This window comes from Olsenella profusa, assembly GCF_016900315.1.
GTDB lineage: Bacteria > Actinomycetota > Coriobacteriia > Coriobacteriales > Atopobiaceae > Thermophilibacter > Thermophilibacter profusus_A.
In genome coordinates, this window is record NZ_JACSNQ010000010.1 from 53,025 (window position 1) to 72,023 (window position 18,999).

The window sequence follows — 18,999 nt, forward strand, 5'->3', positions numbered from 1 at the left end:
CGGCCTTATGCCCAGGCGGCTCGGCCCATCGTGCGGAAGCGCTCAATCATCTCCCCCGTGAGGCTCGCGCGGTCGCCCACGCGCTCGAGCGGCATCTCCGCGCGCGTGAACCAGCGGGCCTCCTTGAGCTCGAGGTGGTCCACGGCCAGCTCGGAGGCGCCGTCGACCTCGCACCAGAAGCCGGCGAGCAGCGTGTCCGTGAAGCCCCACGGCTGGCTCTTGTAGAAGCGCAGGTTGCGCACAGAGAGTCCGACCTCCTCCCTGACCTCGCGGCGCACGGTGTCCTCGAGCGGCTCGCCGATCTCGGTGAAGCCGGCAACGAGCGCCCAGAGCGCGGTGGTGCGCCCGGCGTAGCGCGTGAGCACGATGGCGTCGTCGGCCGGGTCCGCGGCCTGCCGCACCACGGCCACGATCACGCCCGGGCAGATCTTGGGGTAGACGATCTGCGCGCAGCTCGGGCACACGATCTCGCGGCTCGACGGGGCGAGCTCGGTGGCGTGCCCACAGCGCCCGCAGAAGCGGTTGGCGCGGTACCAGCGGTTTAGCTGGGACGCCGTGGCCGCGGCAAAGAGCAGGTGCTGAGGCTCGGCGCGGCGCAGCCAGTTCACGGATTCGTAGGCAAAGCCCGCCGGCGCGGCCACGCGGTCGTCAAGCGCCAGGAAGAAGCGGGCGGCGCCCAGCGAGAAGAGGTAGGTCACGCGACGGGGCCGACGGCGGTAGTCACGCGCGCGGGGCAGGTCGAAGACCTCCCCGGAGTCGCCGGCGTCGGCGTCCGCCGCGCCCACGTGCGTCACGCGTGCCAGGCACGCGCCGTCCGAGAAGTGCAGCAGGTAGTCCTCCGGGCGCGCCTCGTGCGGCTCGAAGTGGTTGTCCAGCGCGTAGGTGGCGTCAAGCTCGTGAATCACGGGTTCTCCCCTCAGACAAGGCGGGGCGCCTGAGGCGCCTCCGTTGGCACAGGTCCCGAAGCGCAGGGCAGCCCGCGGGCCGTCCTGGAGCCATCATAGGCAAAGCCCGTCCGCAAGAGCACGGTCGCCCTCAGGCAGCCGCCCTGTCCCGGGCGCAGATTCACGTCAGTTCGTCCTTCTCGCCACGTCGTTTTGCCGTAAACTTAAGAACGGGCTGGCCCGTCGGGCCGCACCCGAGCTCTGTCCGGCCTGAGGGGCCGGACTCACACGCGTCGGCGCACGGGGCGTCGGCGAGGGAGTTCAGGAGAGGAGCATTACATGCAGTATTCCGCAGAAGTCGAGAATATGTGCCCCGTCGCCAAGGGCGCATATCACGGCCCCGCGCCCATCCCCGAGGAGGGCAAGTGGGTCCAGGCCATGGAGATCAAGGACATCTCCGGCTACACCCACGGTGTGGGCTGGTGCGCGCCGCAGCAGGGCGCGTGCAAGCTGAGCCTCAACGTCAAGGACGGCGTCATCGAGGAGGCCCTCGTTGAGACCATCGGCTGCTCGGGCATGACCCACTCCGCCGCCATGGCCGCCGAGATCCTGCCCGGCAAGACCATCCTCGAGGCCCTCAACACCGACCTCGTCTGCGACGCCATCAACGTCGCCATGCGCGAGCTCTTCCTCCAGATCGTCTACGGCCGCACCCAGACCGCCTTCTCCGAGGGCGGCCTGCCCGTCGGCACCGGCCTCGACGACCTCGGCAAGGGCCTGCGCTCCATGGTGGGCACCACCTACGGCACCAAGGCCAAGGGCGCCCGCTACCTCGAGCTCACCCAGGGCTACGTCACCCGCCTCGCGCTCAACGACAAGAACGAGATCATCGCGTTCGAGTTCCTGAACCTTGGCAAGTTCACCGACGCCCTGAAGGCCGGCAAGTCCCCCGAGGACGCCATCCAGGGCGCCATGGGTCACTACGGCCAGTGGGACAACGCCGTCAAGTACATCGACCCGCGTACTGACGAGGAGACCCACACCGTCGAGTCCACGTTCCCCGTTCACGAGTAGAAAGGGAGGGATAACCTAATGGCTGTTACGTTTGAGGGCTACGAGCGCCGCATCGACAAGATCAACAAGTGCCTCGCTGAGAACGGCATCTCCTCCCTCGAGGATGCCCTGCAGCTCTGCCAGGACAAGGGCATCGATCCCCGCGAGATCGTCGCCAACACCCAGTCCATCGCCTTCGAGAACGCCAAGTGGGCCTACACCCTTGGCTGCGCGCTCGCCATCAAGAAGGGCGCCAAGAGCGCCTCTGAGGCCGCCTCGATCATCGGCGAGGGCCTGCAGGCCTTCTGCGTCCCCGGCTCCGTGGCCGAGGAGCGCAAGGTGGGCCTGGGCCACGGCAACCTGGGCGCCATGCTGCTCGGTGAGGACACTGAGTGCTTCGCGTTCCTGGCCGGCCACGAGTCCTTCGCTGCCGCGGAGGGCGCCATCGGCATCGCGATGAACGCCAACAAGGCCCGCAAGAAGCCGCTCCGCGTCATCCTGAACGGCCTCGGCAAGGACGCCGCCCAGATCATCGCCCGCATCAACGGCTTCACCTACGTGAAGACCAAGTTCGACTACTTCACGAGCGAGCTGCACGTCGTGGAGACCATCCCGTACTCCGACGGCCCGCGCGCTGAGGTCAACTGCTACGGCGCCGACGACGTCCGCGAGGGCGTTGCCATCATGTGGCACGAGAACGTCGACATCTCCATCACCGGCAACTCCACCAACCCGACGCGCTTCCAGCACCCCGTGGCTGGCACCTACAAGAAGGAGCGCCTCGAGGCTGGCAAGAAGTACTTCTCCGTGGCCTCCGGCGGCGGCACCGGCCGTACGCTGCACCCGGACAACATGGCTGCCGGCCCCGCCTCCTACGGCATGACCGACACCATGGGCCGCATGCACTCCGACGCCCAGTTCGCCGGCTCCTCCTCGGTGCCCGCGCACGTCGACATGATGGGCCTCATCGGCATGGGCAACAACCCCATGGTCGGTGCCACCGTCGCCTGCGCCGTCGCCGTGAACGCCGCGCTGAACGAGTAGCACGCGCGCTGCTGACCGACGGGCTCCGTCGGTTTCCGGCCCCCGTGGCACCTTGCCGCGGGGGCCTTTTTTGCCGCGCTTGTAGCACGTCTCAGGGCCGCCATCGGCTGGGCCTGCTTTGAGAATCGCGGCCGTTGCGCCCCTGGGCACGCCGGGTGCTTTCAAAATGGCGACTGTTGCGTCTACGACCCCTCCGGGCGCTTACGAATTCACGCCCGTTGCGGCATCCGGGGGCCGCCAGGCCGCAACAGCCTATGTTTTCAAAACGCGCAGGCCCCTCAAACTCGTAACAGCTACGCTTCTCTAAGCACCGCCCTAGCCCAAAGCTGCAACGGCCGGACTTTCCTAAGCACCACCCAAGCCCTAAGCCGCAACGGGTGAACTTCTCTAAGCAACAACGGCGTCTATGCTGCAACGCCCGCCACATCCAAAGCACCCTCACCGCCCCACACCCCGCATCAGGCGAGAAGAACCTCCCGCTCTCCCTCGTCAACCGCCAACGGTAGGAGATGCTCGGTGAACGGTATGTGTATATGAACGTATGTGTTCTTTTATCGCAGTCTCGCCTTCAGGCGATGTGCTAGGCTTCACCCCGGTTTGGGTTTGCCCATTGTCAGGGAGGATTGCCACCATGTCAGCCTGCTCCGCCATGACCTCTTCCGCCGCCGACCTCGAGCTCGCCCGCGCGCTGCTCATCGCCCACAAGGAGGCGACCTGCGTTGCCGTGCGCGGCGACGAGATTCACATCATCACGGAGCGCGGCGTGAAGCCCCTGCTCAAGATGGTCTCCGAGGGCTGCAACCTCAAGGGCTTCTCCGTGGCCGACAAGGTCGTGGGCAAGGCCCCGGCGCTCCTCTACGCGGTGCTCGGCCCGAGCGCCGTCTTCTCCCCCGTCATGTCTTGGACCGGCCGCGCCGTCCTGCTCTGCGCCGGCATCGCCACAAGCTATGATCAGCTCGTCCCCCACATCCAGAACCGCGCCAACACCGGCCAGTGCCCGATGGACTCCTCCGTCGAGGACGTCTTCGACCCGTACGAGGCGGTCGACGTCCTCAAGAGCCGCGCCCAGCAGCTCGCACTCTAGCGCCCGGCGAGAAGAACCTCACGCATACGACGCCGCCCCCGGCAAGCACGTGCTTGCCGGGGGCGGTCCTTTGTGTCTCAGCCATCCGGGACGAGGGCGAGCCGACCGGCTCCGTCCTACCCGCCCCAGACCGCAAGCAGCACCAAGACCACGACGGCGAGAAACACTACGTAGATCATGCTCACCGCACAGCCGGCCTTGAGAGCACCGAGCGCCATCCAGATGCGCTGCTTGACCGTGAGCTCGGCCCAGACCTTGCGCTCGGGCTTTTTGCGCTCAGCCCCGGTCCCCACGAGCCGATGCATGTGCCCAAGGAGCGACGGCCGCTCAACGCCGCTCATGTCGGCGATGACGCGGCCGTCGTCCTCAGGGTCTTCTTCGAGGCGCCTGCGTGACAAGACGTCCCCTACTCGTCGTAGAGGTGGCAGGAGACGAAGTGGCCCGGCTCCAGCTCCTTCTGCTCAGGAGCCACCTCGCGGCAGCAGTCCTTGGCAAACGGGCAGCGCGTGTGGAACTTGCAGCCCTTGGGCGGGTTCGCCGGCGAGGGAATGGAGCCCTCGAGCACGATGCGGTTCTGCTTGGCCTTGGGGTCCGGGATGGGGATGGCCGAGAAGAGCGCCTTGGTGTAGGGGTGCAGCGGGTTGCGGAAGATGTCCTCCGTGAAGCCGTACTCCACCATACCGCCGAGGTACATGACGCCCACGGCGTCGGAGATGTGCTCGACGACGGAGAGGTCGTGGCTGATGAAGAGGTAGGTGAGCCCACGCTCCTCCTGCAGGTCGTGCAGGAGGTTGATGATCTGGGCCTGGATGGAGACGTCGAGGGCCGAGACGGGCTCGTCGCAGACGATGAACTCGGGGTTGAGCGCGAGCGCGCGGGCGATGCAGATGCGCTGGCGCTGGCCGCCGGAGAACTCGTGCGGGTAGCGCATCTTGTGGTACGGCTGCAGGCCGCACTCCTCCATCACGTGGTCGATGTAGCCGTCGAGCTCGTTTTTGGGCACGAGGTTGTGCTCGCGCACGGCCTCGCCGACGATCTCTGAGATCGGCAGGCGCGGGCTGAGGCTCGAGTACGGGTCCTGGAAGATGATCTGCATCTTGGTGCGCAGCTCGTGCATCTCCTTGTGGCTGAGGTCATAGACCTCGCGCCCGTTGAAGAGCACCTGACCGCCGGTCTTCTCGCCGGCGAGGCGAAGGATCGTGCGGCCGGTGGTGGACTTGCCGCAGCCGGACTCGCCGACGAGGCCCATCGTGTGGCCACGGCGAAGCTTGAAGGAGACGCCGTCGACGGCCTTGACGAAGCCCTGCACGCGGTTGAGCATGCCGCCCTTGATGGGGAAGTACTTCTTGAGATCGTTGACCTCGAGAATGATGTCGTCGGAAGCGGGGGTGGCGCTCGCCTTGGCGGCCTGGGCCTCCGCAGTGGTGTTCGTGGAAGTCATGGCTACTTGCCCTCCCCCTCGTTCTCGCCGCTCGCGATGAGCTCGTCGAGCACGGCCGCGGTCTCGTTTGCGGCGTCGGCCGTCGCGTTGTCATAGTAGCGGTAGCAGCTCACCTCGTGCGTCGGGGAGAGCCTCACCATGTGCGGGTACTCGCCCTCGCAGGCGTGCACGCACAGCTCGCAGCGGTCCTTGAAGTAGCAGTAGTTGGGCATGTCGACCGGGTTGGGGACCTTGCCCGGGATGGAGTAGAGGCGCTCGACCTTCTTGCCCACGACGGGCTTGGAGGCCATGAGGCCGATGGTGTAGGGGTGCGCCGGGTGGTCGAAGATCTCCTCGGCGGTACCCTTCTCCACGATGCGGCCGGCGTACATGACCACCACGAAGTCGGCCATCTCGGCCACGACGCCCAGGTCGTGGGTGACGAGGATGATCGAGGAGTTGATCTTGTCCTTGAGGGAGCGCAGGAGGTCGAGGATCTGCGCCTGGATGGTCACGTCGAGGGCCGTGGTAGGCTCGTCCGCGATGATGATGCGCGGGTTGCAGGCGAGCGCGATGGCGATCATGATGCGCTGGCGCATGCCGCCGGAGAGCTCGTGCGGGTACATCCCGTAGACGCCCTCGGAGTTGGCGATGCCCACGGTCTCGATCATCTCGATGGCGCGCGCACGGATCTGCTCCTTGGACCAGTCCTTGCCGTCGTGGAGGGCGATGACCTCCTCGATCTGCTCGCCAACCTTGAAGACGGGGTTGAGGGAGGTCATGGGCTCCTGGAAGATCATCGAGACCTCGGAGCCGCGGATCTTCTGCATGGCCTCCTCGGGGGCTTTGGTCACGTCGATGGCGTGGTCGCCGAGGTTGAGGCGGATCGAGCCGCCGGTGACCTGACCCTGCGGGCGCTGCAGGAGCTGGATGAGCGAGAGGCACGTGACGGACTTGCCGCAGCCCGACTCGCCCACCACGCCCACGGTCTTGCCGACCGGCACGTCGTAGGTCACGCCGTCAACGGACTTGACCACACCCGTGTCGGTGAAGAAGTAGGTGTGGACGTCGTCGAACTCGACGGCGTTGGCCGGGTCGCGCATCTCGCAAGCGTACTCGGACGGTTCCACGTTCTTGCGCTTGCGCTGCTTCTCGTAGCCCTGCGTGATCCGGCGGTTCTCCTTGGTGATCTTGCGGGACTCGCTGGCGGAAAGGTAGCCCGCTTCGTCCTTCTTCTTGCTTCCAAACATGTGGCTGCTCCTCTCTGCCCTAGCGGTTCATCTTCGGGTCGAAGGCGTCGCGCAGGCCGTCGCCGACGAAGTTGAAGCCGAGAACCGCGAGCAGCAGGCAGATGCCGGCGGGAATCCAGATGAACCAGTAGTTGGTCATGACGTAGGCGTTGTTGACGTCGGAGATGATGTTGCCCCAGGAGGCGAACGGGAACTTGACGCCCAGGCCGAGGAACGAGAGCGTGGCCTCGGTGATGATCGTGGAGCCGAGGCTCATGGTGCAGGACACGATCAGCTGCGGCATGACGTTGGGGATGAGGTGACGGATGATGCGGTGCGGGACCGAGATGCCCGTGGCCTCGGTGGCGAGCATGAACTCCTGCTCGCGCAGCGAGAGGATCTGGCCGCGCACGAGACGCGCGATCGAGGGCCACGACAGGAAGCCGAGCACGAGCATCAGGTAGATCATGCGCGTCCAGGAGTCCAGGCGCAGCGAGTCCATCGCGGAGCCGAGGATGATGATGATCGGCATCGAGGGCAGGCAGTAGAACACGTCGACGATGCGCATGATGAGGTTGTCGACCCAGCCGCCGAAGTAGCCGGAGATGCCGCCCATGATGACGCCCAGGCCGGCGGCGATAAAGACGACGATGAAGCCGATGATCAGCGAGACGCGGCCGCCGTACATGAGGCGCGTGAGCATGTCCATGCCGTTGCCGTCGGTGCCGAGCCAGTGCTCGGCGGACGGGCTCGCGTAGCGGTCGTAGACCGTGTTGGTGGTGGTCTCGGTCACGTTGTAGACGGAGCTGTAGGCATCGTAGGAGATGCTGTAGGTGTGCTCGGAGCCGTCCTCGGCGGTGTAGGTGACCTCGGAGGCGTCGGTCTCGACGGCGGCGAGAAGCGCGGCGCGCAGGTCGTCGGGAATCTGCGTGTTGCCGTCGGCGGAGGAGATGGCGAACGGGCTCACGGCGGCCACGACGGTACCGGAGGCGTCGGTCACGTCTCCGACCTCGTTGACCGAGTAGCTCTGGCCACCGTACTCGAAGGTGCCGAGCGTGTCGATCTGGGTCTGGTCGGCGTCGACGGTCTCACCCTCGGCCGGTGCCTCCTCGCCGCTCGCGGCGTCGCCCTCGGCAGCCGTGGCGTCCGCGGCGTGGCTGGTGACCTCGGCGACGGCGGTCACCGCGGCGAGCTGGAAGTCGAACGAGGGGGTCTCGGCGCCGCTCGGGACGCTTACGAGGTTGGTGGAGGCGTAGGCCACGACCTCACCGCCCGTGCTGAAGGTGTAGACGCCCTCGACAGGCTGGTCGATCGTGTAGGTGACGCCGTCGCGCTCGAAGCTCGACGCGCCCTCGGCGATGGCGCTGTTGGCGCTCGACTGCACGAGCGCGCCGAAGTCGGCGTCGGGGGCAGCGACATAGCGGCGCGAGGTGGTCTCGGTGATGCCGGCGTACTGCGTGTTGAGCTGCGTGGTGGTGTTGAACGTCTCGTCCTGGCCGTAGGGGCTCACGAGGCCACCGACGAACGAGAAGAGGAACATCACCACGAGGATGACGAGGCCGACCACGGCCAGGCGGTTACGGAAGAAGCGCTTGGCGATAAGGGCGCCGGGGGACAGGACCCTGACGCGGCGGTCATCGTTGAGGGAGTACTCCTGCTCGTTGCTCTTCTCGGCGGGCATGCCGTTCTTGTTGTCACTCATGAGTTACACCCGCCTTCCTAGGAGATGCGCACGCGGGGGTCGACCACCGCGTACAGGATGTCGGTCAGGAGGTTGGAGAGAAGCGTGATGATGGCGATGAACGTGAGGAAGAACATCGTGTAGGGGATGTCTCCGGCCGTCATCGACTGGTAGGAGGTGTAGCCCGTTCCCGGGATCATGAAGAGGGTCTCGGTGATCAGCGCGCCGGAGAAGAGGCCGGGCAGCGAGCCGCCGATGATGGTCACGAGCGGGATGAGGGTGTTGCGGAAGGCGTGCTTGTAGATGACCTTGCTCTCGGGCAGGCCCTTGGTGCGCGCCGTGCGGATGTAGTCGGCGTTGAGGACCTCGAGCATGTTGGTGCGGGTGTAGCGCATGAGCGAGCCGATCTGGATGACCGTGAGGGTCACGCACGGCATGATCATGTGGTTCACGATGTCGAGCGCCTGGCCGACGGCGTCAAGCTGGTTGAAGTCTCGACCCATGAGGCCGTAGAGATCGAACCACCCGAGGTTGACCGAGAAGATCAGCTTAAGCAGGGTGGCGAAGAAGAACGTGGGCAGCGAGATGCCCGCGAGCGCCACGGCGGAGATGATGTAGTCGGACTTGGAGTACTGGTGCGTGGCGGCGAAGATGCCAAGCGGCACGGCGATGATGGTGGAGGCCACGAAGGCGATGCCACCCATGACGAAGGAGATGCCGATGGTGTTCTGGAACTCGGTCAGCACCGGCACGTTCCACTTCCAGGAGTCGCCGAAGTTGCCCGTCATGAAGTCGGCGAGCCAGGTGACGTAGCCCGTGAAGATGTCCTTGTCGAGGCCGTACTGAGCGTTGAGCTGGGTCATCCACTCGTCGAACGACTTGGCTCCGGGCGCCTGGGAAAGCTGCATGGCCATCGTCTCAACGAACGAAGACGGCAGCGAGCGCATAAGGCCGTAGATGATGAAGGTCACGCAGAACAGGATGATCACCGAGATGCCAACGCGCTTGGCGATGTAGGTCCTCACGCCCCCTCACTCCTCTCACTCTGCCCGCCCCTCGGGGCGAGACGTCAAAGACCTCTTTCCTGCGCAGGGAGCGCAGGTCCATCCCCCAACACGGGAAGAAGGTCTCTGAAGCTGACATGTCGAACCGCAAAAGCCGAACCGTAAAAAAATACCACGATTCAAACCGCCGGGAGCGGCAGCGCGCGGCTGCCGCTCCCAACACGGTCAAATTGGGACAGAAAAACTACTTGAGCTCGAGCTTCTCGATCTCGTCCTTCCAGCCCCAGTACGGGGTCTGGTCCTTGACGACGGAGTCGATGTTGACACGCTCGGTCGAGAAGATCGTGCACTCGGAGCGCTGGTACACCGGAAGCTCGACGCCCCAGTCGAGGATGATGTCCATGGCCTCCTTGTAGATGGTCTTGCGGCTCTCGGTGTCGAGGCTCTGGCGGCCGGCCTCGATGAGCTCGTCGAGGTCAGCGTCGTCGATCATGTAGTAGTTCGTGGAGCCGTTGCTGTGGTAGAGCTGGTACATGTCCGGGTCGGCCGTGGACTGCCAGGCGGCGCACCACAGCTCGGCCTGGTTGGACTGGTAGGAGGCGAAGAGGTCAGACGCGTTGGCGATGTCGTTGACCGTGAAGGTGATGCCGATCTGCGCGAAGGCGTCGGCGGCCTCCTGGAGGATCATGAACGTCGGGTGGTCGCCCTGGCCACCGGCACCGACGTTGCACTGGTACTCGAGCTTGGCGCCAGCCGGGGCGGCGGTGACCTGACCGTCAGCCACGGTGAAGCCGGCGGCCTCGAACCAGGTGAGGGCACCCTCGAGGGCGGCGGCGTACTTGTCGTCGTCGCTCATGCCGTCGGTGTAGAGCGGGTTGCCGGAGGCGTCGGTTGAGTAGCAGACCTGGTAGCCCGGGTCGGTGACGTTCGGGGACGCCCAGGACGACGTGGAGATCGGGTAGTTGAGAACCGAGGCGGTGTCACCGTAGTAGGAGGCGATGCCGGAGTCACGGTAGGCCGCGATGACGGTGAAGAGGGCCTTGCGCAGGGCCTTGGAGGCGTCGGAGCCGGGCTCGTTGTTGACGCACACCTTGTTGGCGGCGGCGGCAACGTAGCCGTAGCCGCGGTAGTCGTGCAGGAAGGTGGAGATGACGGAGCCGGTGACGCCCTCGCCGCCGTTGATCTCGGTGATCTGGTCGGCGACCTCCATGGAGTAGGACGGGGCGGCAACGTCGAGCGTGCCGGCCTGGACGCCGGTGATTAGGTCGGCCTCCTGGGACTCCACGACGTTGAGGTTGGAGACCTTCGGGGCGCCCTTGTAGTAGTCGGCGTTGGCGGAGAGGTGCACGGTGCCGTTGGTGTAGTCGTCGAACTTGAAGGCGCCGGAGCCCATCGGGGAGCCGTTGTGGCTGCGGGCAATGGAGAGGTCGCCCTTCGGGAAGCCGAAGGAGTTGTTCTCGTAGTCGTAGAGGTCGGGGTCGCCGTAGTAGCTCTTGCAGCACGGCGCGAGGGAGAGCTGGTAGATCATCGTGGCGTCGATGCCGTTGGTGGTGATCGTCATCGAGTAGTCGTCGTTGCGGACGATACCGGAGATGTTGGCGGCGGCGTCACCGGTCTCGACGCCCTGGGAGCCCATGTTGTAGACGTCCTCGGGGATGAGCTCGGAGAGGGCGGTGCCGGCGGTCTCGGCCTCGCACGCGGCGAAGTTCCAGTCGTAGGCGGCGCCGATGGCCTCGAAGAAGTCGGTGGCGGTGGCGTCGGCCGGCAGGTCGGGGTAGTTCCAGGCCGCGGCAGCGGAGGCGACGTCGGTGGCGCCGGCGTTCTCGGTGCAGTAGTCGACGATCTCCTGGGCGAACTTGGTGCCGCCGTCGTCGACGGCCGCCCAGAAGGCGTCCTGCTGCTCCTGGGTGAAGTAGGTGAAGTCGGTGTTGTCACGGCCGGCGTTGCCGATGAGCGAGGCCAGCGTGGACATGCCGGAGCGGTACTCGGCGAGGCCCTGGATGTCGTTGGAGTAGAGGGTGGCGGAGCCGTCGTAGGTCGGGTCCACGTAGGCGTAGAGCGTGAAGATGACGTCGTCGATGGTCATCGGGGTGCCGTCGTGGAACTTGAGGTCGTCACGGATCTGGACGTCGTAGGTGACGGTGCCGTCAGCCTGCTCGGTCAGCGTGACGTTGGCGGGGCCGTTGTAGGTGTACTCGGTGCCGTTGTACTCCTTGGTCTCGCCGTCGATGCCCTTGTAGATCGGCTCGGCCATGCGGTCGGTGATGAGGAGCGCGACGTTGTTGAAGCTCACGACGTCCTGGTCGGCCGCGGAGGCGTTGAACAGCGGGCAGAACTTGCCCTCGAGGCCGGAGGTCGCGACGACGAGCGCCTTGTCGGAGCTGCCGCCCTCGTCGGTGGTGGAGCCACCGCCGTTGTTGCAGGCGGCGAGGGCCAGCGCACCCATGGTGGCTGCGGAGAGCCCGAGCATCTTCCTTCTGGTAACGAGCATCTTTTCCCTACCTTTCCTCCCGTAAGTGGGAACGTTGTGACCGGACGCCGCTCCCCAGCGAACGCCCGGGTAGAGCCAGGCAGTGGATATGGAGCATCCATACTCACGGTAGGCCATGTTACGGTTTGGTAATCCACCGAAGGCGCGCGCGGCTGCTCCGTTCACAGAGAGGTTACAGTTTCAGCCTTGTTTCGAAGCGACTGGTATTCGATTTCAGGTACCATGCCCTCCGCCACGCAGGACCGACCAGGGCGCGCGACATAACGGCCGGACAGAGCCCAAGACGCAGCCCGGGAGCGTGGGGCCTACGAGCACGGCCTGAAGACGCGACCGCCTGAGGGCACGGCCTGAGAGCGTGACTTGAGACGTGACCTGAGAGCGTGACTTCAAGCGAGCTGGTTCTTCTCGCCTCGTCGAATGTCACGCTTCTCCGCTCTAAACCGTTAATTTAAACGAGCCAGTCAGGCACGACTCGCTGAAAGTCACGCTTTCAGGCCCCGAACCGTGACTTTCAGCGAGGTGCATCCATCTGACTCGCCGAAAGTCACGCTTCTGGCGAGAAGAACGTGAGTTCAGGCGAGCTCGCCTCGCTGCCGCGACTCGCTCACGCGCCCTCCCACTCGGCGGTGCGGACCGCCGCGCGCAGGGCCACGAGCGCGACCACCACCACGACCTCGCAGGCCAGAAGCGCGATCTCGGCCGGGGCCACCGCCGTCCCGCCCGTGGCAAGAAACACCACCTCGCCGACGGCCGCCACGAGCGCGCACCCGATCGCGATGGCGCTGCGCAGCGGCAGGGCGCCGGCGGTCTCGTCGCGCACGTAGGCACGCACGCGCCCGCCCGCCGCGTCGCGCAGCGCCACGGTGAGCCGGCCGAGCCCCCAGACCACGCTCACCAGGGCCACGAGCTGGCACATGTACGGCATCACCACGTACGGGCAGCCCGAGAGGCCGCCCGGGTTGGCTACGCCCGCCACCGCGGAGGCAAGGAGCGCCACGCCGCACGAGCCCCAGAGCACGGCGAGCAGGCGACGCCGGTCGGCGCCCACCAGGCGCACGTGGTCACCAGCGTAGACGTAGTGGCCGTCCTCGCCGCGCTGGAAGTCCTTGAGGCGCTCGCGCTCCTTCTTACGCACGTTCTTCTCGCCGCCCTTCAGTGATGCGAAGGGACGGCCCCCCGTCTCGACGATGCGAGGGGCCGCCCCCCGTCCTGTTACTCGATGCCGGTGAGGTCGTAGGACTCGAGCCAGGCCGTGGCCCGCTCGCAGATGCCCTTGAGGCAGCCCTCGTCGAAGGGGCTCTGGAGACCCGCGTGGGCCAGCAGGTCCGTGAAGGCGCGCGTGCCGCCCTGGCGCGTGTAGGCCATGTAGTGGTCCCAGGCACCCTTGAAGTCGTCCTGCGACATCGCCCAGAACTCGAGCGCCACCGTCTGCGCGAGGCAGTAGTCGATGTAGTAGAAGGGGTTCTCGTAGATGTGGTGCTGGCGCTGCCAGCCCTCGCCATCGGCGTAGAAGGGGATCTCGCCGTCCAGGCGCATCCACGGCATGTAGACGCCGAGCAGGCGCTTCCAGGTGGCGTGGCGCTCGGCCGGGGTCATCTCGGGGTGCTCGTAGACCTCGTGCTGGAAGTGGTCGACCATCGTGCCGTACGGGATGAACGTGATGGCGCCGGCCAGGTGCGCGTAGCGGTACTTGCGCGCGTCCTCTCCGAAGAACTCCTCGGCCCACGGCCAGGCCATGAACTCCATGGACATGGAGTGGACCTCGCAGGCCTCGGAGGTGGGCATGCAGAGCGAGACGGGCACCTTGTCCGTGTTCATGTAGTAGGAGAAGGCGTGGCCGGCCTCGTGGGTGACCACCTCGACGTCGCCCTGGGTGCCGTTGAAGTTGGCAAAGATGAAGGGCACGTCATAGTCCGGGATCATCGTCATGTAGCCGCCGCCGGCCTTGCCCTCGGTGGAGAGCACGTCCATGAGGCCGCGGTCGAGCATCATGTCAAAGAAGGAGCCCGTCTCCGGGGAGAGCGCGCGGTAGAAGGTGCGCCCGGCCTCGAGCACGTCCTCGGCGGTGCCGCGCGGCGTGGGGTTGCCGGAGCGGAAGCTGAGCGTCTCGTCCGCAAAGGAGAGCGGGTACTCCACGCTCAGGCGCTCGGCCTGCGCGCGGTAGATCTTGTCGGCCAGGGGCACCACGTGGGCCACGACGGCCTCGCGGAAGCGCTCCACGTCCTCGCGGCCGTAGGAGAGGCGGCCCATGCGGTCGTAGCCGAGCGGGATGTAGTTCTCGTGCCCGAGCTTTCTGCCCATGGCGTCGCGCACGTGGACGAGGTCGTCGTAGATGCGGTCGAGCTGGGGCTGCTGCTCCTTGTACCAGGCGCCCTCGGCCTTCCACGCGGCGAGGCGCGTGGCGTCGTCGGCGGAGCGCTTGAACGGCGTGAGCTGCGAGAGCGTGTAGGTGCCGCCCTCAAACGGGATCTGCGCGGAGGCCAGCAGCTTCACGTACTCCTGCGTGAGGGCGTTCTCGCGCTTCATGTCCTCGACGATCTCGGGCGAGAAGGTCCGGCGCTCCTGCTCCGCCTGGGCAAAGATCAGCTCGCCGTACTTCTCGGCAAGACGTGCGCGGTAGGGCGTGGAGAGCAGGGCCGCCTTGAAGGCGTCGTCGGCCTGCGCGAGCTCGGGCTGGGCCACGTCCCAGAAGGAGGACTCGGCGTCGTAGAACTCGTCGCGCGTGTCGATGGTGTGACGGATGTAGACGAGCTCGGCGAGCGTCTGGACGTGGCGGTCCAGCTGGTCCTTCTCGACGAAGGCGGCGTCGGCCTCCTCGAAGGAGCCGGCGCCCTCCAGCGCACGGGCGAGCTCCTCGTAGCGGGCCTTCACGGCCACGAGGTCCGGACGCTCGTAGGGCATGTCCTTGAAGCTGAGGCTCTTCTCGTCTGCCATGGTTTCCCCCTTCCGCGCGACGGGGCACCCGTCGACGGCTTTCGGCTATGATTCGAGTCGGTATTGTACCCCGTCCAAGGAGAGTCCATGCCTGGCTACGTTCTCAGCTGCTGCTCCACTGCCGACCTCACGCACGAGTGGCTTGAGCGGCGCGACATCAAGTACCTCCTCTTCAACTACTTCCTCGACGGCAGGCCCTGCAAGGACGACTTCGGGGCCACCAACTCCCCCGCCGAGCTCTACGCCAAGATGCTCGCGGGCGCCGACGCCAAGACCTCCCAGATCAGCGCCGGCGACTACATGGCGCACTTCGAGCAGTTCCTGGCCAAGGGGCTCGACGTCGTGCACGTGACGCTGTCCTCCGGAATCTCCGGCACCTACAACTCCGCCTGCGCCGCGCGCGACCAGCTTGCCGAGAAGTACCCGCAGCAGCGCGTCTACGTGGTGGACTCGCTGGCCGCCTCCTCCGGCTACGGCCTGCTCATGGACAAGCTCGCCGACCTGCGCGACGACGGCATGGGCGCCGCCGAGCTCGTCGACTGGGCCAACGAGCACAAGGGCGAGGTCCAGCACTGGTTCTTCTCGTCCGACCTCACGTTCTTCATCCGCGGCGGGCGCATCTCCAAGGCGGCCGGCCTCGTGGGCGGCATGCTCAAGATCTGCCCGGTCATGGACGTGGCGCCGGACGGCTCGCTGGCCGTGAAGGAGAAGATCCGCACCAAGGCCAAGGCGCAGAAGCGCATCGTGGAGAAGATGGTTGAGCTGGCCGACGGCGGGCTCGACTACTCCGGCAAGTGCTTCATCAGCCAGAGCGAGTGCCTGGACGACGCACGCGAGGTGGCGCGCCAGGTCGAGGCGACCTTCCCCCACCTTGACGGCAAGGTGGAGATCTTTGACATCGGCGCCACGATCGGCGTCCACACCGGCCCGGGCACCGTGGCCCTCTTCTTCTGGGGGAAGAAGCGCGCATAGCGCGTGCTACGGCGGACGGGCCGCCGACTTTGGCTGCGTAACTTCGGGGCGCACGTCCTTCGGGGCGTGCGCCCTTCTTGTGCGCGGGGCCTTGCGGCGGCGTCGGCCCCGCGCCCCAACGCCGCCTGACGCCGCCGCCAAACGGTCCCGCCGCCCAACTTCGCCGCAGCTACAGCGGAAGCGAGAAGAACCTCTGGTAGAGGGCGATCTCCTCGGGCGTGCTCAGGCTGCTGGCGAGCTCCACCCGGCCGGCGCGCTGCCGGCCCTCGGCGAGCAGGCCCTCCTCCGTGAGGCGGGCGCGCAGCTGGCGGGCCGTACCCGCGCCGCCGTCGAAGAAGCGCACGCCCGGCCCGAGCACCCATGCGATCTGGGCGCGCACGAACGGGTAGTGCGTGCAGCCCAGCACCACGGCGTCGACCGCCCCGGCGTAGCCGCCCACGAGCCCCTCGAGCATCTCCAGCAGATCGGGCGCGTCCAGGTCCCCGCGCTCGATGCGCCCGGCGAGCCCCGGGCACGGCACGGGCACGACCTCGCACTGGCCGCCCCAGGCGCGCGCGAGCTCGTGGTACTTGTCCAGACGCAGCGTCACCTCGGTTGCCATGACGAGGATCCTCCCGTGCGGGAAGGCCTTTGCCGCCGGCTTGAGCGCGGGCTCGATGCCCACGATCGGCACGTCGGGGTGGGCCGCGCGCAGCGTGGCGGCCGCCACCGAGGTCGCCGTGTTGCACGCGATCACGATGGCCTTGGCCCCCTCGGACAGAAAGCGCTCGACCACGTTGCTGGTGAGGGCGAGGACCTGGGCCTCGTCCTTCTCGCCGTAGGGGGCGTGGGCCGAGTCGCCGAAGAAGTGAAAGTCCTCGTGCGGGAGCTCGGCGACCAGCGCGCGCAGCACGCTGATACCGCCGACGCCGGAGTCCATGACCCCCACGAAGCCGTCGCGCCGCTCGTCCACGCTGAACCTCCCTGCCGCCGCCTGCCCGACCAGCATACCGCATGCCACAAGGTGCGTGGGGACGGGGTCCTTTTGACCCGTCGCCTGGATGGGGACGGGCCCCTTTTGGCTCGCTGCGCCGCTCGCGGCGACATTATTGCCACTCACAGTTATTTCTCTCGCAGGGTATATCGACACACATAGTAATTGTGGGTACACTACAGTCAACCGAGACATGAGGAGGTGACCATGGCGGGAAGGGACGCAGAGAGCGACCTCATCCGGGGCAACATCGACGCTATCGTGCTCAACACGCTCACCAGCGGAGACTCGTACGGATACGAGATCTTGAAGGACGTGGCCAGCGCGAGCAAGGGCGCCTACGAGATGAAGGAGCCATCGCTCTACACGAGCCTCAAGCGCCTCGAGGCGCAGGGCTTCGTGGAGAGCTACTGGGGCAGCGAGTCCCAGGGCGCGCGCCGCAAGTACTACCACATCACCGAGGCAGGCAAGGGCGAGCTCAAGGCCGCCACGGCGCGCTGGGTGCGCGCGCGCACCGTCATCGACAGACTTCTCAGACAGACAGGAGGCAGCAAATGAGCGACCGGACCAACGACATCAGGATGTACGTCGAGCGCCTGTTCCAGGGACGCACCCTTGACGCCGAGACCATCGAGCTCAAGGAGGAGATCTACGGCAACCTCATCGCCCGCTACGAGGACTACCTCCTGGAGGGCATGGACGCCGACGAGGCGTATCGCAGGACCTGCGAGGCGGTGACGAGCGTGGAGGACGTCATAAGCGCACGGGGCGAGAAGGACGCGGCAGCAGCGGAGGCCACCCAGGTGGTGCCGCGGCCCGCGGACGCGGGCGGCAGCGACGACGGTCGCGTGCCCCCTCCCGACGTCCCCGTCCCGCCCGGTGGCGCCACCGCGGCGAGCGCGCGACGGCGCTGGAGCGGCGGCAAGATTGCGGCCGTGGTGGTGGCCGCGGTGGTCGGCGTGGCGATCCTGGGCTCCGCGGCGTTTGGGATAGCCGCCGAGCTGGCGGAGCCCGACCGGGCGGCGCGCCAGGACTCCGCGGTCACGACGCCCGTCGACGACACGACGGGCGGCAGCGACGCAAGCGCGATGGGCGGCGACGCCACGAGCCCCGTCACCGACGACCAGGCCACGACGCCGCAGGGCGACGCGCAAGGCCAGGCGCCGAGCGGCGGCCAGAGCGGCGCGCAAAGCCAGACCAGCACCGGCGCGACCGGCGACGCCACCCTCACGACCGACGGCCTTGACCAGGCGATCAACGCGTACGACCCCGCCCCGCTTTCGGCCTACGCCGACGCCGCGTGGCCCGTCTCGAGCGAGACCCTCGCCCAGATCGCGGGCGGCCTGCCGCTCTCCGAGCACCTCATGAGCGCGGGGACCGACGTCAGTGACCGCAGCGGCAACGTCATCACCCTCGAGTACGCCTGGGTCGAGGACGACCGCGTGGCGCGCACGGACGACGACGCCGTCGAACGCGCCGTCACCTACGATGCGACGACGCTGCTTGCCGCCATCGGCTCGGCCGACTCCGTGCGCGTCACGATCCGCGAGACCGACGCCGAGGACGGCGAGCTCAACGTGGACGCCCTCATGTTCCGTCGCGCCGACGTCGAGGCGGTCCTCGGCACCGAGCTCACCTCCGGGCGCCTCACGGACGGGACCTGGGGCGACCTGCGCTCCCAGCTCTCCCTCAAGCGCACCTACGACCGCATCTGGGACCGCGCTGAGATCGACTAGCACAACGCACGGCGCCCGGCCCCCGGTCGGGCGCCACTGTTGCAGGCGGCGGCGCGGACGCTTACAAAAGCCCGGACAGCACGGGCACCGAGCACTGCAGCGCTTACAAAATCCCGGACAGCGCGAGCACCGGGCACTGCAGCGCTTACATAATCTCGACTGATGCAATCAGCGGCGGCAGGCACGCTTACGAATTTGCGACCGTTACGGCACCGGCGCCCTCAGCGCTTAAAAAAACGCGGGCAACACGCTCAGCGACCCCGCAGACGCCTGCAAAACCCAGGTTCTTCTCGCCGAGAAGAACGTGTGGGGCGAAACAGTCCCGCTTTTGAAAGCGCCCCGGCGGCCACCACGTGCAACAGCCGTGAATTCGTAAGCAGTCTGAGCGGTGCCGCACGCACGAGCCTCACATTTACAAGCACCTCACCGCCGCCACCCGCAACGGCCGCAAGTTCGTAAGCAGCCGCCCCACCACGGCTCCCCCCCACCACGGC

Annotated in this window: 16 protein-coding genes; 6 read left to right on the forward strand and 10 right to left on the reverse strand. The window is 66.8% G+C overall.

The window, feature by feature from the left end; translation table 11 throughout:
• Positions 1-5: 5 nt before the first annotated feature.
• Positions 6-905, reverse strand: a complete 900-nt coding sequence (nudC, locus tag H9X80_RS05930; RefSeq protein WP_204793424.1) for an NAD(+) diphosphatase — start codon at positions 903-905, stop codon at positions 6-8.
• A gap of 318 nt (positions 906-1,223) precedes the next feature.
• On the opposite strand from nudC, the gene H9X80_RS05935 reads away from it, so the two are divergent.
• The 3 genes from H9X80_RS05935 to H9X80_RS05945 all read left to right on the forward strand — a co-directional run bounded on the left by H9X80_RS05935 (position 1,224) and on the right by H9X80_RS05945 (position 4,065).
• Positions 1,224-1,958 (forward strand): iron-sulfur cluster assembly scaffold protein, encoded by a 735-nt coding sequence (locus H9X80_RS05935; protein WP_204793425.1) that lies wholly within the window; start codon positions 1,224-1,226, stop codon positions 1,956-1,958.
• 18 nt (positions 1,959-1,976) lie between these two features.
• On the forward strand, positions 1,977-2,981 hold the full coding sequence (locus H9X80_RS05940; protein ID WP_204793426.1) for a GGGtGRT protein: 1,005 nt from the start codon (positions 1,977-1,979) through the stop codon (positions 2,979-2,981).
• 631 nt (positions 2,982-3,612) lie between these two features.
• Positions 3,613-4,065 carry a DUF1893 domain-containing protein gene (locus tag H9X80_RS05945; protein WP_204793427.1) on the forward strand — a complete coding sequence of 151 codons (453 nt, stop codon included), beginning with the start codon at positions 3,613-3,615 and terminating at the stop codon, positions 4,063-4,065.
• Between the two features lie 116 nt (positions 4,066-4,181).
• Here H9X80_RS05945 and H9X80_RS05950 read toward each other — a convergent pair whose 3' ends face one another.
• The 8 genes from H9X80_RS05950 to H9X80_RS05985 form a co-directional block, all read right to left on the reverse strand.
• Complete coding sequence (locus H9X80_RS05950) at positions 4,182-4,463, reverse strand: hypothetical protein (RefSeq protein ID WP_204793428.1); 282 nt, start codon at positions 4,461-4,463, stop codon at positions 4,182-4,184.
• Between the two features lie 8 nt (positions 4,464-4,471).
• Positions 4,472-5,506 (reverse strand): ABC transporter ATP-binding protein, encoded by a 1,035-nt coding sequence (locus H9X80_RS05955; protein ID WP_204793429.1) that lies wholly within the window; start codon positions 5,504-5,506, stop codon positions 4,472-4,474.
• Between the two features lie 2 nt (positions 5,507-5,508).
• Entirely contained in the window at positions 5,509-6,735 is a 1,227-nt protein-coding gene (locus H9X80_RS05960) for an ABC transporter ATP-binding protein (protein WP_204793430.1), read from the reverse strand.
• A 19-nt stretch (positions 6,736-6,754) separates the two neighbouring features.
• A complete protein-coding gene (locus H9X80_RS05965; protein WP_204793431.1) occupies positions 6,755-8,416 on the reverse strand; it encodes an ABC transporter permease in 1,662 nt (553 codons plus the stop codon).
• Between the two features lie 17 nt (positions 8,417-8,433).
• Positions 8,434-9,420 (reverse strand): ABC transporter permease, encoded by a 987-nt coding sequence (locus tag H9X80_RS05970; RefSeq protein WP_087351700.1) that lies wholly within the window; start codon positions 9,418-9,420, stop codon positions 8,434-8,436.
• A 223-nt stretch (positions 9,421-9,643) separates the two neighbouring features.
• Positions 9,644-11,890 carry an ABC transporter substrate-binding protein gene (locus H9X80_RS05975; protein ID WP_204793432.1) on the reverse strand — a complete coding sequence of 749 codons (2,247 nt, stop codon included), beginning with the start codon at positions 11,888-11,890 and terminating at the stop codon, positions 9,644-9,646.
• A 604-nt stretch (positions 11,891-12,494) separates the two neighbouring features.
• On the reverse strand, positions 12,495-13,025 hold the full coding sequence (locus tag H9X80_RS05980) for a hypothetical protein (protein WP_204793433.1): 531 nt from the start codon (positions 13,023-13,025) through the stop codon (positions 12,495-12,497).
• Between the two features lie 77 nt (positions 13,026-13,102).
• Complete coding sequence (locus H9X80_RS05985; RefSeq protein ID WP_204793434.1) at positions 13,103-14,824, reverse strand: M3 family oligoendopeptidase; 1,722 nt, start codon at positions 14,822-14,824, stop codon at positions 13,103-13,105.
• An 87-nt stretch (positions 14,825-14,911) separates the two neighbouring features.
• Between H9X80_RS05985 and H9X80_RS05990 the strand changes: the two genes are divergently transcribed.
• Entirely contained in the window at positions 14,912-15,796 is an 885-nt protein-coding gene (locus H9X80_RS05990) for a DegV family protein (RefSeq protein WP_204793435.1), read from the forward strand.
• Between the two features lie 169 nt (positions 15,797-15,965).
• On the opposite strand, the gene murI is transcribed toward H9X80_RS05990, so the two are convergent.
• Positions 15,966-16,748, reverse strand: coding sequence for a glutamate racemase (gene murI / locus H9X80_RS05995; RefSeq protein ID WP_342590880.1), 783 nt, complete (start codon positions 16,746-16,748; stop codon positions 15,966-15,968).
• 228 nt (positions 16,749-16,976) lie between these two features.
• Here murI and H9X80_RS06000 point away from each other — a divergent pair, with 228 nt between their 5' ends.
• Positions 16,977-17,327 carry a PadR family transcriptional regulator gene (locus H9X80_RS06000; protein ID WP_204793437.1) on the forward strand — a complete coding sequence of 117 codons (351 nt, stop codon included), beginning with the start codon at positions 16,977-16,979 and terminating at the stop codon, positions 17,325-17,327.
• Positions 17,324-18,505, forward strand: a complete 1,182-nt coding sequence (locus H9X80_RS06005) for a hypothetical protein (protein WP_204793438.1) — start codon at positions 17,324-17,326, stop codon at positions 18,503-18,505. Before H9X80_RS06000 ends, H9X80_RS06005 begins: the two co-directional genes overlap by 4 nt.
• Positions 18,506-18,999: the final 494 nt, after the last annotated feature.

Bases quoted from the DNA above. Each gene is read 5' to 3' on its own strand.
- H9X80_RS05965 (WP_204793431.1), bottom strand. From the start codon at position 8,416: ATGAGTGACAACAAGAACGGCATGCCCGCCGAGAAGAGCAACGAGCAG.
- H9X80_RS05940 (WP_204793426.1), top strand. From the start codon at position 1,977: ATGGCTGTTACGTTTGAGGGCTACGAGCGCCGCATCGACAAGATCAAC.
- H9X80_RS05960 (WP_204793430.1), bottom strand. From the start codon at position 6,735: ATGTTTGGAAGCAAGAAGAAGGACGAAGCGGGCTACCTTTCCGCCAGC.
- H9X80_RS05945 (WP_204793427.1), top strand. From the start codon at position 3,613: ATGTCAGCCTGCTCCGCCATGACCTCTTCCGCCGCCGACCTCGAGCTC.
- H9X80_RS05955 (WP_204793429.1), bottom strand. From the start codon at position 5,506: ATGACTTCCACGAACACCACTGCGGAGGCCCAGGCCGCCAAGGCGAGC.
- H9X80_RS05975 (WP_204793432.1), bottom strand. From the start codon at position 11,890: ATGCTCGTTACCAGAAGGAAGATGCTCGGGCTCTCCGCAGCCACCATG.
- H9X80_RS05985 (WP_204793434.1), bottom strand. From the start codon at position 14,824: ATGGCAGACGAGAAGAGCCTCAGCTTCAAGGACATGCCCTACGAGCGT.
- H9X80_RS06005 (WP_204793438.1), top strand. From the start codon at position 17,324: ATGAGCGACCGGACCAACGACATCAGGATGTACGTCGAGCGCCTGTTC.
- H9X80_RS05935 (WP_204793425.1), top strand. From the start codon at position 1,224: ATGCAGTATTCCGCAGAAGTCGAGAATATGTGCCCCGTCGCCAAGGGC.
- H9X80_RS06000 (WP_204793437.1), top strand. From the start codon at position 16,977: ATGGCGGGAAGGGACGCAGAGAGCGACCTCATCCGGGGCAACATCGAC.
- H9X80_RS05990 (WP_204793435.1), top strand. From the start codon at position 14,912: ATGCCTGGCTACGTTCTCAGCTGCTGCTCCACTGCCGACCTCACGCAC.